The 13635-nt window shown below is 39.0% G+C and carries 15 protein-coding genes; 5 read left to right on the forward strand and 10 right to left on the reverse strand.

What is annotated here, in order from left to right; genetic code table 11:
- The first annotated feature begins 49 nt into the window (after positions 1–49).
- Together BPOF4_RS06255 and BPOF4_RS06260 are read left to right on the forward strand one after the other, a co-directional pair.
- Positions 50–1345, forward strand: a complete 1296-nt coding sequence (locus BPOF4_RS06255) for an NCS2 family permease (RefSeq protein WP_012958239.1) — start codon at positions 50–52, stop codon at positions 1343–1345.
- 88 nt (positions 1346–1433) lie between these two features.
- Positions 1434–1943, forward strand: coding sequence for a DNA-3-methyladenine glycosylase I (locus BPOF4_RS06260; RefSeq protein ID WP_012958240.1), 510 nt, complete (start codon positions 1434–1436; stop codon positions 1941–1943).
- Between the two features lie 24 nt (positions 1944–1967).
- On the opposite strand, the gene BPOF4_RS06265 is transcribed toward BPOF4_RS06260, so the two are convergent.
- The 7 genes from BPOF4_RS06265 to BPOF4_RS06295 form a co-directional block, all read right to left on the reverse strand.
- Positions 1968–3044, reverse strand: coding sequence for a Ger(x)C family spore germination protein (locus BPOF4_RS06265; RefSeq protein WP_012958241.1), 1077 nt, complete (start codon positions 3042–3044; stop codon positions 1968–1970).
- Positions 3041–4144, reverse strand: coding sequence for a GerAB/ArcD/ProY family transporter (locus BPOF4_RS06270; RefSeq protein WP_012958242.1), 1104 nt, complete (start codon positions 4142–4144; stop codon positions 3041–3043). Before BPOF4_RS06270 ends, BPOF4_RS06265 begins: the two co-directional genes overlap by 4 nt.
- A 46-nt stretch (positions 4145–4190) precedes the next feature.
- The gene (locus BPOF4_RS06275; RefSeq protein ID WP_012958243.1) at positions 4191–5705 is read right to left on the reverse strand and encodes a spore germination protein; all 1515 of its coding nucleotides are present in this window, start codon (positions 5703–5705) and stop codon (positions 4191–4193) included.
- A gap of 49 nt (positions 5706–5754) precedes the next feature.
- Positions 5755–6234, reverse strand: coding sequence for a hypothetical protein (locus BPOF4_RS06280; protein ID WP_012958244.1), 480 nt, complete (start codon positions 6232–6234; stop codon positions 5755–5757).
- 265 nt (positions 6235–6499) lie between these two features.
- Positions 6500–6679: a YvrJ family protein gene (locus BPOF4_RS06285; RefSeq protein ID WP_041822291.1), complete on the reverse strand. Its 180-nt coding sequence runs from the start codon at positions 6677–6679 to the stop codon at positions 6500–6502.
- A 2-nt stretch (positions 6680–6681) separates the two neighbouring features.
- Entirely contained in the window at positions 6682–6906 is a 225-nt protein-coding gene (locus BPOF4_RS06290) for a DUF2922 domain-containing protein (protein ID WP_012958246.1), read from the reverse strand.
- A gap of 67 nt (positions 6907–6973) precedes the next feature.
- On the reverse strand, positions 6974–7177 hold the full coding sequence (locus tag BPOF4_RS06295) for a DUF1659 domain-containing protein (RefSeq protein WP_012958247.1): 204 nt from the start codon (positions 7175–7177) through the stop codon (positions 6974–6976).
- Positions 7178–7418: 241 nt separating this feature from the next.
- On the opposite strand from BPOF4_RS06295, the gene BPOF4_RS06300 reads away from it, so the two are divergent.
- The 3 genes from BPOF4_RS06300 (at position 7419) to BPOF4_RS06310 (ending at position 10490) form a co-directional block, all read left to right on the forward strand.
- Positions 7419–9209 (forward strand): BCCT family transporter, encoded by a 1791-nt coding sequence (locus tag BPOF4_RS06300; RefSeq protein ID WP_238446486.1) that lies wholly within the window; start codon positions 7419–7421, stop codon positions 9207–9209.
- A gap of 167 nt (positions 9210–9376) precedes the next feature.
- The gene (locus BPOF4_RS06305; RefSeq protein WP_012958249.1) at positions 9377–9622 is read left to right on the forward strand and encodes a hypothetical protein; all 246 of its coding nucleotides are present in this window, start codon (positions 9377–9379) and stop codon (positions 9620–9622) included.
- Positions 9623–9746: 124 nt separating this feature from the next.
- Positions 9747–10490, forward strand: coding sequence for a FixH family protein (locus BPOF4_RS06310; protein ID WP_012958250.1), 744 nt, complete (start codon positions 9747–9749; stop codon positions 10488–10490).
- A 30-nt stretch (positions 10491–10520) separates the two neighbouring features.
- Here the strand turns inward: BPOF4_RS06310 and BPOF4_RS06315 are convergent, their stop codons facing one another.
- Genes BPOF4_RS06315 through BPOF4_RS06325 form a run of 3 tightly spaced genes read right to left on the reverse strand, consistent with a single transcriptional unit; the run spans position 10521 to position 13602 of the window.
- Positions 10521–11942 (reverse strand): sensor histidine kinase, encoded by a 1422-nt coding sequence (locus BPOF4_RS06315; RefSeq protein ID WP_012958251.1) that lies wholly within the window; start codon positions 11940–11942, stop codon positions 10521–10523.
- Positions 11939–12634: a response regulator transcription factor gene (locus BPOF4_RS06320; protein ID WP_012958252.1), complete on the reverse strand. Its 696-nt coding sequence runs from the start codon at positions 12632–12634 to the stop codon at positions 11939–11941. The genes BPOF4_RS06315 and BPOF4_RS06320 overlap by 4 nt, the downstream gene beginning before the upstream one ends.
- 2 nt (positions 12635–12636) lie before the next feature.
- Positions 12637–13602 (reverse strand): YncE family protein, encoded by a 966-nt coding sequence (locus BPOF4_RS06325; protein WP_012958253.1) that lies wholly within the window; start codon positions 13600–13602, stop codon positions 12637–12639.
- Positions 13603–13635: the final 33 nt, after the last annotated feature.

Here is a 13635-nt window from a genome sequence, read left to right on the forward strand (position 1 = left end):
CTGACGCTGGGTGGGAGAGGGATTCAACGAAAAGAGTTGAATGATACACATGAAAGGGGTATTTGAACGGTTTGATTTAGATGGTCACGATACGACCATCAAGCGAGAGGTGACAGCAGGACTTGTTTCCTTTTTGACGATTGTTTATATCGTTGCTGTCAACGGCGTCATTTTGGCTGACGCAGGAATTCCATTAGAGGCTGCCATTGTGGCTACCATTGTCACATCACTAGTAGGCTGTATCTTAATGGGCTTTTGGAGTAATGCACCGATCATCTTGGTGCCAGGGATGGGCGTTAATGCCTTATTTACCTACACGTTTGTCCATGCATTGGGACTGACTTGGCAAGAAGCACTTGCAGCTGTATTTGTGTCAGGATTGATTTTTATTGGGATAGCTTTTACAAAGCTTGCACCTATTTTAAGTGCTGCAATTCCTCAATCATTAAAAGATGCGATTACAGTCGGTATAGGGTTATTTTTAACCTTTATCGGACTGCAGAAAGGCGGATTGATCCAAGCAAATGAAGAGACCTATATCCAGGTAGCACACTTAGGCGACCCGCTGCCGTTTGCAACGATTCTCACATTGCTCATAGCAGTCGTCTTATTCATTCGCAATGTGCCTGGGAATTTCTTGATTACGATGGTGGCAGGAACGATTCTAGCTGTCTTTATCGGTGTAAAGCCGAGCCAAGGTACATCAGAAGGTTTCTCTCTAGCTAGTTATGGATCTTTATTCGGAGAATTATCCTTTGGCGGTATTGCTACTCTTGCCTTTTGGATAGCTGTGTTTTCAATGACTATGGTATTAGTATTTGAAAATCTCGGGCTGATTCATGGTCACTTGCAAATGACAGGGCATCCAGAGAAGGGAAATAAAGCATTAAGAGCAAACGCCGTCTCTGCCTTATCCTCTGGTATCTTTGGCACAAGTCCAACAGTTTCGACTGTCGAAACTGCTGCGGGAATTTCAGCAGGAGGGAGAACCGGCTTAACCGCCATTGTAACAGGATTGTTATTTGGGGTTACGTTATTTATGATTCCTCTTATAACGGCGGTGCCTGATAGTGCGATTGCCCCTATCTTACTTGTCGTTGGCGGATTGATGGTACAAAACATTAAGTCGATTCCGTTTCATGATTTCTCAGAAGGGTTTCCAGCCTTTTTAGTGCTGGCGCTGATTCCTTTAACATATAGCATCGCTGAAGGCATGGCATTTGGATTCATTGCCTATCCGATCTTAAAAATGGCTATCGGAAAAGCAAAAGAAGTCCCTGTACCGTTATACTTCATTGCGAGTTTGTTTTTAGTTCACATGATCCTTCATTCAGTCGGGGGATAATAGAAGAAGCTGGTTCCTTAATCCGGAACTGGCTTTTTTGATATGAGTAAATTAAACTTGTTGTAATAAAAAGCAGGGGGGAAGATGAATGAATAGGTGTAAATGGGCAAAGGATGATCCGTTGATGATCGATTACCATGACCATGAATGGGGACGTATAATAAGAGAGGACGAATCATTGTTTGAAGCTCTGAGCCTTGAAGTCTTTCAAGCAGGCCTCAGCTGGAGAACGGTATTACATAAGCGTGAGCGGGTCCGAATCCAATTTCATGGGTTTAACATCGTAAAGGTGGCTTCAATGACCCAAGTTGATGTGGAAAGGCTGCTTAATGATGCAACGATCATTAGGCATAGAAGGAAGATAGAAGCGACAATTGTAAATGCAGAGATTCTATGTAACCTTTTAAAAAAAGAAAATAGTTTCTATGAGTGGATTCAGAAGCTGCCGAAAGAAAAGGAAGCAGCTTGTAAGGCATTAAGCAAGCTATTCAAGCATGTCGGTCCCACGACAGCAGAAAGTTTTTTTATGGCAATAGGATATTTTAAGCCCGTTCATGACACAGACTGTTTTCTGCATCAAAAAGGGAGCATGGATTAAGTTAATAAACCATGCTCCCTTATATTATTCTCTTACTCCAGTTTCAGTAATCACCACTTCAGCCTTTACGTTAATGTTGGCATCAGGATAATAACTTTCCCACTCTTCTAGGGTAAATTGATAATTATAACCTCGGACTCTACTTCCTATTCCAATCGGATCAATATTTTTTTCTTGAAATAAGGAGATAAGACGTCTGGCACCTGACTCAAGCTTTTCCGTCACTTTCACGGTAATCTCCTTCAATTTTTCTGGGCTAATTTCTTCACCTGAATATTCATTAACTTTTCCTTTGAATTTTATAAGGAGATCGATATCAGGCGTGTTCGTCCCTTTTTCAATGGTATATTTAGTTTTTGAATGAATATTTCTTAACACAGCAAATTCATTTTTCTCACCCAGCTCAATTTCATAAGTGCCATTTGCAAAAGGCTCTAACAATATTTTCATTACAAAGGAATCAGTTAAATTTAGTTTACCTACATAACGATCCCCTTTAAATAAGGCAACACCGTCTACTTGCAGATGTTCTTCTGACTGTTTAAGATAGGGCATAAACGGATCTCTTCCATCTTCATAATAATACTTCATAAACAAATGGAAATTTGCCAAAGGAATATTTTGTCTTTCCATATTCTGTTCTATTAACTCCCCAATATACGACGCGACTTCCATTTCAAGGGGATAAGTGGTTTGTAGAATTTCTTTTGTTGAGCCTGCCGTTAAAGCAACGAAGTTTCTCATTCCAATCGTAGCATCGCGGGAAAAGGTATCAAGAATCGGCATGATTCCCGTCTTCTCTGCGAGTTCTTCATTAAATAAGATGGTTGTTATCTTGCCGCTGTGAAGCGGTCTAGAGGCCTGGGCGTTTAATTCGACTTTTGCATCACGGCTCGTCTTCGCTACAGCTGTAATGATTTCACTTTCTATCGCACCCTCCATATTATAAACGGGTAAGCTGACCGTCCCTTCAACCCGGTCTTCATCATAATAATCATAACCAATTGAATGAATCAGCTGAACTTCATCTAAAATCATAGTCTGTACACATCCGTTTAAAAAAAGTGTACTGATTATCAGGAGTATTAGTGATTTTTTCATCTGCGTAACTTCCTCCTTATCATTAATATAAGCAATAGGAAAGGGAGGTATAAATAAACGATGTACGTTCCGGTATAAGATACATACGTATTTAAAGCATCTATTTGCGCTCTTGTAGTAAATGAAATAGTGATAAGTAATGCAATCACACTGATTATTAAAATTGACTTACGGTGAGATATGTTTATTTGTCTTTTGAGGGCCCGGCTCGCTCCCCACAATCCTAGTGTAATATTAGGCATCACAACAAACATCCAAGTAGCAATTCCTAAATACTCAAACCGTTCAATGAAAGGAAGCTCAAGCACTTTCCACGCACTTAATGTCGGCCATATCGTAGTTGCAAGCTGTTTTTCACTATAGAAAACAAACGTAACAATCGTGACCGTTAGATAAATAAACGTCGTAAATATGATGCCAAAATGAGCAAATTTCTGTGATTTTTTTGGTTCTTGAATAAATGGATAATAGATTAGTAAAAGTTCAGGTCCCAAAAAGCTTAAAGTCATCGCCTTCGTCGCTTCAATCTGTACATTAATACTTGTATCAAATAATGGCATTAGATTCCGATAGGTAGCAAATTCGAGCGGTGCTAAAGCAGAGAAATAAAGAAACATTGGAATGATGACGCCTAAAAAACAAATCCCGGCAACGACCCGGAATCCGCTCGTAATGGCATAATAGGCAATTAGAATAATGCTGAGAGAGATTGCCCAAGTAGGAAGTTCTGGGAAAATCCATATTTGTACAACCTCAATATACGTACGTAATACGGTCATAGCTAAGAAAGTAATATAAATAATAAAGACAAAGGTTAAAAAGCCGCCTATCCACTTGCCGAATGTACTCTTATGAACTGAAACGAGATCTTTATCAGTTCCATTCAAAATTTTATACATGATCCAAATTATGATATGAAATAATATTCCAGTTAACAGGACAGCTATCCATGCACGAAAGCCTGCGATGCCTGCAATATACCGAGTGAAACCTAAGACCCCTACACCGACTTGCATAGAGTGGATTAAATAAAACACAAGGTATGGAGGGATCATCAAAGCTTCTTTCGGTGTTTTAGCAGGTACGGTGTTCATCGTCATTTAGATCCCTCCTTTGATTAGAATTCTGATTAAATTCCTTCCTTCATTAAATTCCTTCATCAATATCTTTTTTCTTTTTCGCTTTTCGTTTATTAAAGCGAACGTTATTTTTGGTTTGTAAATGAATAGGGCGTTTTGATTGGAAATTAAATGACATCCTGAAAAACGCATCCTTAAAATCTGCCAGCCTCGTAGGATATAAAGGAGCTAAATAGGGCCGCCCAAGCGAGGTGATGGTCAGGAGATGAACAAGCATAAAATTAAATAAAATAGCTAATCCGACTAAGCCCCATAATTGAGAGGCGAAAATATAAGGGAAGCGTATAAGTCTGATGGTATTACCCATTCGATAGACTGGTGTTGTAAACGAAGCAAGAGCGGCAAGCGCTACTATAATTAATAAAACATTACTCGTTAAGCCTGCTTCAACAGCTGCTGTCCCAATAACAATCCCGCCAACGATACCAATCGTCTGCCCGACTTTTGTAGGAAGCCGTGCACCTGCCTCACGGAGAAGTTCAATCGTTAATTCTAAAAACAATGCCTCTAATATAGGCGGGAAAGGAATTTGACTTCTTGATACAATTAAGGTCGCAAGTAGATCTTGCGGTATAATCTCAGCGTGATACGTTAGTACCGCTACATAAAGGGGCGTAGCAAAAATAGAAAACCAAACGGCAAATAACCTGATCAGACGAAATGCGGTTGCAATATGCCAAGATAAAAAATAATCTTCAAATGCTGAGAAGAATTCAACTAATGTTGTCGGACCGGTAATAGCCTGTGGCGAACCATTCGCAAGAACAATTACTTTCCCTTCAGCCAAAAGAGCGGCAACCCGGTCAGGCCGTTCTGTATCGATAAATTGAGGGAACGGGCTGTTCGTTTGATCTTCTATCATTTGATTAATATAAGAGCTGTCATTAATTTGATCAAATTGAATGGAACTCACACGTTCAATCATTGTATTTACATTTTCTTCATTGGCTATGGATTGTATATACATGATGCATACTCTTGTTCTTGAGAGGGTGCCGACTGTATATTCTTTTACTTTTAAATCAGGCACTGGAATACGCTTGCGTACTAAATTTATATTTGTATCAATACCTTCTACGAATGATTCTTTTGGACCGACTACACTAAATTCTACTTCGGGTATCGTAATCTCACGTTTATCATCCGTTTGAATAGCGACTAAAATACAAAGAGCTGCTTGTTCTTCTAGTTGGATGCACGCATATCCACGCATAAGTGAATCAGCGACAACATTCCCATCAGAAGTTAGTTTGGTATCGTCTATAGAAATAAACGTACGAAGGTCTTCTGGTGTATGAAATTGATGATCCTGTAACTTTTTAATCACATCATTATGTAACTTTTTAGGATCAATCAACGTTCCATAAAAGGAAACCCATAAATTTTTATAAGAAGTCACAATGATTCGGTGTTCGAAGTCACTTGAAGTCATACCATCTTCTATTGCTTCTTGAATAGTCATAGGCTGTGTGTCATTTTCTGTTGGAAGTGTTAGTCTTTTTTTGATGGAAAACCACGACATGAAACGACCTCCTTACTATCTTTAACCTGATAGGGCTGCAGTAATAATTTTATGCTGGGTTTGCTTCATGTTTAGTGAAGTGGAGAATGATCGCGCGTATGATCATTCCAAGTCCATACCCGGCTAAATGAAATAAAATAGGGGACCAAATGACTCCGATAAGATGGTCAAAAAATTGAATACTACGAGAATAAATCACACCAATGGTTCCGATATAAGCAGAAATGGCAAAAGGAATAAATGCATACTTTACTCGCTCGCCCCCTGCATCACGGTACGCGTCGTACATGGAAAATAAATAAACACATGGATAAAACATGATCCATTGATAATTCACGGTATCGTTGGCGGCAGTCCCGTTACCATAAAAGCTCGGGATAATGGCTAAGTTCAATCTGGCTTGCACATTAATGGTGAATTCTAACAGTACAAAAAATACTCCCTTTAAAAATTTTTGGTTAAGAAATTGTCCAAACCCGGGAAAAGCTATGCTCCAAAAAATGGCTTCTACCCTTTTTTCTTTACTCATGTCATGCAGACGCTGCTTTCATGAGAATATTCACTGATAAGGGAGCTTATTTGCAGGAGAAGAGAGCTGCTTTTGTAATGGGATGTAAATGTCAACGCTTGGAGCGGGTTCGTTGCATTCATGTCTATTCCTCCGTCCTTACTTCGTTTGAAATGTACTAGTGCTAGTTTGTCTTAAATATGTCTTTCTATCCCATCTTTTCTAGAAACCATGATGGATTGAGCATAAAAAAGTGAGCTGAATTTAACTCAGCTCACTTTTTGTATTAATAATGTTGTTTCGTAAATAAGTTAGGAGGCTTTTTTGTGGAATCTACTTTTAATTGATGAAGAACTTCAATCATCAGGTCAAGTTTTTTCTCAAGCCGATAGAGTAAATAAAACGTGACCATCACAGGGAAGCCATACTCACTTAATATAGGAAGCCACAACTCAAATGAAGTCATAATTAATGGGCAGGCAGTTCAATCACTTCAACTGCTCTTTCGGTAATCCGTGCACCTTTAATGCTAACGAAGTCCCCCCCAGAAGAAGTGTAAACATTTTTTTCAATCACTTTGTTCATCACTTGTAAGATTGCTTCTGGATCTGCGGGTTCAATTGGATCATCTAATGTGATAGAAACTTGCTTGCCTTCTTGATTCAGAAATAACAATTCCAAGACTCGTGCCATCTTATCATCTCCTAATATTATTAATTAATGATGCTGATGAATTAAGCTGATGAATTAAGCTGATGAATTAAGCTAATGAATAGCTATTGTTTCGTACTACGCCGATTAAAGAATGTTTCTGCAAAGTACCAAGCGCTAAGGCAGTCTCTTCTAGGTCAATATCTAGAGAGGTACCCTTAATGTTGTTAAAGCGCTTATCTTTGAAAATATTTTCGCCGAACACATCTACACCGTGATGAAATTGTAAAGTAAGTCTTGTTTGCTGCATCATCTTATCACCTCCTTTCACGATGTATATAGCAATGAAATCTAAAAAGGGGTGATGTGAAATAAAAAAGGTGGTCATACTAGGTGTGGTTAAACGTTTAATAAGGAAGTTGTGTGTCTACTCTGAACATTTCAAATGAGGTTTCGTTTTATGCACAAAATGGGTAAACTAAAAGGTATACTTTTGGCATGAAAGGAAGATGGAGGGTTTCTTTCTTTGTTTTAGTGAAAAAAGATAAGAAGGGATGCGAAAAACATTCATGAATGTACAACAAAAAACGCCTGAAAAAATAGGGAGTGTCCTAATCATTTCAGCCATTTTGATAGGACTTTTTGTATTGTGGGGAGTGCTCTCTCCTGGCACACTACAATCTGCTGCAGACAGCGGACTCGGCTGGATGATTGAAAACTTTGGATGGTTTTACATGTTATCAACTGCTTTTTTTGTATTGTTTGTTATAGCTATTGCTCTAAGTCCCTTTGGAAGAATGAGACTTGGAAAGCCTGATGAAAGGCCGGAATATACTTGGTACTCTTGGATTGGGATGTTATTCGCTGCTGGAATCGGGGTAGGATTTGTATTCTGGGGTGTAGCTGAACCGGTATTATACTATATTGATACTCCTATGGGATATACACCTGAAACTGAACAAGCAGCCGCAGCAGGTCTTCGTTACGGGGTTTACCACTGGGCTCTGCATCCGTGGGCGATTTTCTCTATTGTGGGATTGACGTTAGCGTATGTACAATTCCGTAAAGATCGTCCTGCATTAATTAGTTCTGCTTTTTACCCTCTGTTAGGGGACCGTGTAAATGGCTGGACTGGTCGTTCAATTGATATTTTAGCTGTTATTGCTACTTGTACAGGTGTAGCAACAACGTTTGGTTTAAGCGCCCTGCAGATTACAGGCGGGTTATCTTATATTTCTGCTATCCCTAATAACGTCTGGACTCAAATTACCATTATTGCTGTTGTGACCGTGTTATTTATGATCTCGGCTGGTAAAGGGGTAGATAAAGGAATTAAGAAATTAAGTAATATTAACTTAGCCGTTGCAGGATTACTATTACTCTTTGTTATTATCGTAGGACCTACATTATTTATTTTAGAGAATTTTGTTACGACGCTTGGCGGCTACATTACAAATGTGGCTTCAATGAGTTTAACAATGACTCCATTTTCAGAAAGTACATGGCTTGGAACGAACACAATCTTCTTTTGGGCTTGGCATATTGCATGGGCTCCATTTATGGGTCTTTTTATAGCGCGTATCTCACGCGGTAGAACAATTCGTGAATTTATGGCGGGAGTATTATTAGTACCTTCCCTTTTAGCCGTTCTCTGGTTTACCACATTCGGTGGTACGGCTTTAAACCTTGAAATTTCAGGACAAGCTCCAATTGCCGATTTAGTTATGAGTAATGTAGAGCTTGCCTTATTTGCTACATTAGGCGAACTGCCTTTAAGCATGATTACGAATATATTAGCTGTTATTGTCATTCTTATTTTCTTCATTACTTCAGCGGACTCTGCTTCATATGTACTCGGTGCAATGACTTCTCACGGGAGTCTCAACCCTAAGTTATCAGTTAAGTTATTATGGGGATTCTTAATCGCTGGTACGGCAAGTGTTCTCTTAATTAGCGGAGGAGGGGGACTCGATGCCCTTCAGACTGCATCAATCATTGCAGCCTTACCTTTTGCAGTGATCATGATTATAATGATTATTTCCGTACTCGTGATGCTTGGCAGGGACTTTAAGTTAGAAGGCAAGAAAACACGTAAAAAGCGCGTAATACAGTTGAAGAAAGAAATTAGAGAAGAGTTTTTAGACGATGTAAGAGAAGAGGTGTATGAAGAATTACGTGATGAAGTGAAAGAAGAAATGATCGAAGAAATGAAAGAAGAAGTAAAAGAGGAAATGATTGAGGAAGTGAAAGAAGAAGTGTATGAAGAAATGAAAGAAGACTTCTACGAGGAAATTAAAGAAGATATTTATCAAGAACTAGATATTGATAAAGATAAGAAGAAATAAAAAGTTGAATTCTAATTTAAGCCAAGACATCAATAAATATTGATGTTCTTGGCTTATTTAATTTTTTATTTCCCTCTAACCATTTTTAAAATTGTGTTTTACTATTTCAATACAATTAGTCGAGATTTGGTGAGTAGAAGCTGGCATTTGAGAAAAAACAAGTAAAAATGCTTTCACAATTATTCACTGAAGCAATTGAAAAAGGTATGATAGCAAAGCAGCCAATTGAACAACTTATATCAAGCTATTTTTGTATTCTTGACGGCAATGTATTTCATTTGTTCTTCTATAAAGAACATCAAAAACTAGATAATGAAGCCCATGAAGCACATAATCAAGAGCGAATGATGAATAGTTGGAAAAGATATTGGCAAGGATTATGCGTAGACAAGGAAGCAGGATTACGTTTATAGTAATCCTCTTTTTTATGTTCACAAACTGTTCAAAATGAACATTGATATGTGATGTCTGCATCATATTTTCATCACAAATAGATGCTACACTATGTGTAACGAAAACAAAGAGGTGAAATGATAAATGAAACGTTTAGTAATAATTACTGTGGCTGCCCTCACAGCTTTAAGTGCTTGTGGAGGTGCAGAATCAGATGAAATGGAGATGGGTATGGATGATCAATTAACCCCTATAGAGGTGGAATTGGTTCTTCCGGATCAAGCGGAAATTAATGAGGAAGTTCTGTTTGAGAGTCATGTCACTCAAGGTGATGATTTAGTAGAAGATGCAAATGAGGTCGTTTATGAGGTGTGGCAGGAAGGTCAAAAGGATTCAAGTGAAATGATTGAAGCCACAGATCAAGACGGAAATAATTATATGCTAACTCATGTTTTTGAAGAGGAGGGACGTTATCACGTCCAAACCCATGTGACGGCAAGAGGTCTTCACCGTATGCCTATAGCAGAGATTCAAATTGGCAGTGTAGAAAGTTCAGCGGAAGGGGGAGAAGAGCCGCATGAACAGTCAGATAACAGCGAACATCATCACCATCATGCGGAGATAGAAATTGAAATGACAAAAGAAGAAGATGGAGTGACCTTTTTTATTGAAGTAAATGGAGAAGAGCTGACAGACGGGATTGTTACAATTGAAATGTGGCAAAACGAGGATGATAAACATATCTGGCTTGATACGAGTGAAGAAGGTGAGGGAAGATACAAGCTTCCTGTAGATGACGAGTACTCAGGAGAATATGAAGCAGTCATTCATATTGAGCGGAAGCATGATTCATTGCATGAACACATAAATAAAACAATTACATTTTAACAAGAAGAACCAGCCTATGATTAATTCATTTTAATCATTCGGCTGGTCTTTTTCATCTGCAATAGGTAAACAGATCGTTACAGTTGTCCCTTTCCCCAACTCGCTCTCATAATGTATCGTTCCATTATGTTTTTCAATAATCGCTTTTGAAATAGCTACCCCAAGACCTGTGCCGCCGTATTTTCTTGTGCGAGCATCATCTGTTCTGTAAAAACGTTCACCTAAATGTACGAGTGCTTCCTTAGACATTCCAGCTCCCGTGTCTGTGATCATTATTTTACAGATGTTTGCACGTTCAAGAGTTAAAGTGCGTGTAATAGAATCACCGCTTTGACAATGATGCAAGCTGTTTTGTATAAGGTTATGCAGCACTTGTTTGATTCGGTTTGGGTCGATCAATGCAATAATGGATTCATCACTAGATGTAATAATCTCAATTCCTTTTTTTCTCGCACTAGGTAAATAAGAGGCAGCCGCTTCATCAATAAGAGCAGAAAGAACAGTCGGTTCCACTGAGAGAACTTCTTGTTCACCTTGAATTTTTGCAAGGTCCAATAAGTCATTCACCAGCTTACTAAGCCGGTCTGATTCATTATGAATAATAGAAACAAATTCTTTTTGATCCTCTCTTAATTGTTCGTCTTCAAGTAGTACTTCACTATATCCTTTAACGTAACTTAGCGGAGTTCTTAACTCATGTGAGACATTTGAGAGGAAGGTCTGCTTTCTTAAATCTTCCTTTTCTAGTGCATTGGCCATCTCATTAAAGGAATGTCCCAGCTGCCCTAATTCATCACTTGTGTGAATAGGAACCCTGCTGCTAAAATCCCCTGCAGCAATCTTTTTTGTGGCAAGCTGCATCGTCGTTAACGGCTTAGTTACATAAGTTGTGAACCTTGAACCTGATAAATATAAAATAACAAACAACACTAAGATTAAGAGGACGAGCACAGGTACAGCTGGTAGAAACACTTCCTGAATTGACGAGACAGGAACATATACATATAATATGCCATCTAACACACGATCCTCTACTAATGGAGTGACAACAGCTAATACATTACGGTCAATTCGTTCTTCATACCCCATTTTGACGAGGTATTCCCCGTTTAATAGCTGTCTGCGCTCTTCCTCTGAAATAAAGGTTTGATAGTCAATCTCAAAAGGAAGACAGGCGCTCAATTCCCGCGGGTTTTGAACGACGTATATCTGAGTTGTAGACACATCGTTATGAGCTTCTGCCCTCTGAATGAAATCCTCGTTTAGTTCACCCGGAGTATGCTGTGTTGCTAGATTACGGCCAAGTGAGAGCAGCCGTTCTTCCTCTGTACCGACATACACTTCTTGATAGATATAGGAAACTAACAATACGGACACTAAAATGGAACCGTACGTAAAGGTAAGTAAAAATGCCCACACCTTTTTATGAAAAGACCAAGAATTCCACTTCATTCAATATCCACCAGCTTGTATCCAATTCCCCACACAGTTTGAATGACATTTCCGTATGGTTTAAGTTTCATTCGTAGTGTTTTTATGTGTGTATCAACGGTTCTCTCTGTTCCTTCATAATCAAGACCCCAGACGGAGGTGAGCAAATGCTCTCTTGTGAACACCTGACCTTGATGCTCAAATAAAAACAATAGCAAATCAAATTCTTTGACGGTAAGCGAAATTGGGATTTGATCGACTTTCACACTGCGGGCTTTTCGATTCAGTTGAATTCCTTCTAAAGAAAGAATCTCCCGTTCATCAATATGACCAATAATGTTTCTATTCCTTTGATAAGTTCTTCGTAACACCGCTTGAATGCGGGCAATTAGTTCCCCTTTACTAAAAGGCTTGCTTAAATAATCATCGCCGCCTAGCATTAACCCTTCAATGCGATCTTTTTCATCTGAGCGAGCTGTTAAAAAAATGACAGGGAGGGTTGATGTTTCTCTAAGTTTTTTTACGAAGTCAAAGCCATCCATCACTGGCATCATTACGTCTACGACTGCAAGATCAATTTGGTGTGAAGAGAGGAGGGAAATGGCTTCTTCTCCGTGGTCAGCTGTAATGGTCTCAAATCCTTCTTTTGTGAGGTGAAGCGTTAACAGACGCTGCATGGTTCGTTCGTCTTCTACGATTAGAATGGTAGGCATGTCTACTTTGCCTCCTCTCGGATAGTTAAATCTAGCGGACCCTCTCCGACGTTAATCCTCTTTTGTGAGGTAAGAGTGTTTAGGTCAACGATTTCTACAGAGTTGCTATCATAGCCGGCGATAAATAGAAAGTCATCAAGTGCAGCCATAGTAAACGGGTTAGCTACTGTATCGATAATTGATTCCACTTCATTTGTTTCAGGATTGATTTCACGAAGCTGATTTGAGCCATGGCTAAGAACAAGGATGGAATCGTCATGACTCAAGAAGGCAATTGGCATCGTTGGAGCAAATAGTTGACCTACTTTTTCTTGTCGTACGATATCAACAATTTCAATATGATTGGTTATGTCTGCACCACGTCCATGACCGCCTATCCAAACAATTGACTCGTTAACCTTAATCATATCTGTAGCACGGTCAATACTAGGCAAGGTTGTAGTGACTTCGTTAGTGGATAGGTCGATAACAGAAATGCTCGTATCTTCATAATTTAGGGCATATAATGCATTCTCATGATGATAAAGGTATTGTGGTGAAGAACCGACTTCCATACGATTTATCACTTCACCATCCAACGATAAAACGACAACTTCATTTTCTTCCCTTTGGGTGAGGTAAAGTTTGTTGTTAAGCAGCTTCAGATCATCTACGGCTGAAGAAACAGAAATCGATTGAACCTCTTCACCTGTAGTAAGGTCATACACATACAGTGTAGAATGGATCGAGCTGTAGGTTAATAGCGTGTCGTGATCAAGTAATAACGTGCCAGATGCAGGGTGATCCAGATTCCAAGTCGTTATCAAATCATGCTTTGTGCCGTGAATAAAGCTTAAACTCTCATCAAAAGAATTGGTAACAATAACTACGGGTTCAGCGCTAGGAAGTCCTTCGTGTGAAAAAGGAGAGCAGCTGATAAGAATCAAAAGTGAACATGCTGTGAGTACGATCTTTATAGCAGAATACATAGCAATACTCCTTAGCTAAATTAAAATGGTAAA

Source organism: Alkalihalophilus pseudofirmus OF4, from assembly GCF_000005825.2.
Taxonomy (GTDB): Bacteria; Bacillota; Bacilli; order Bacillales; family Bacillaceae_D; genus Alkalihalophilus; species Alkalihalophilus pseudofirmus.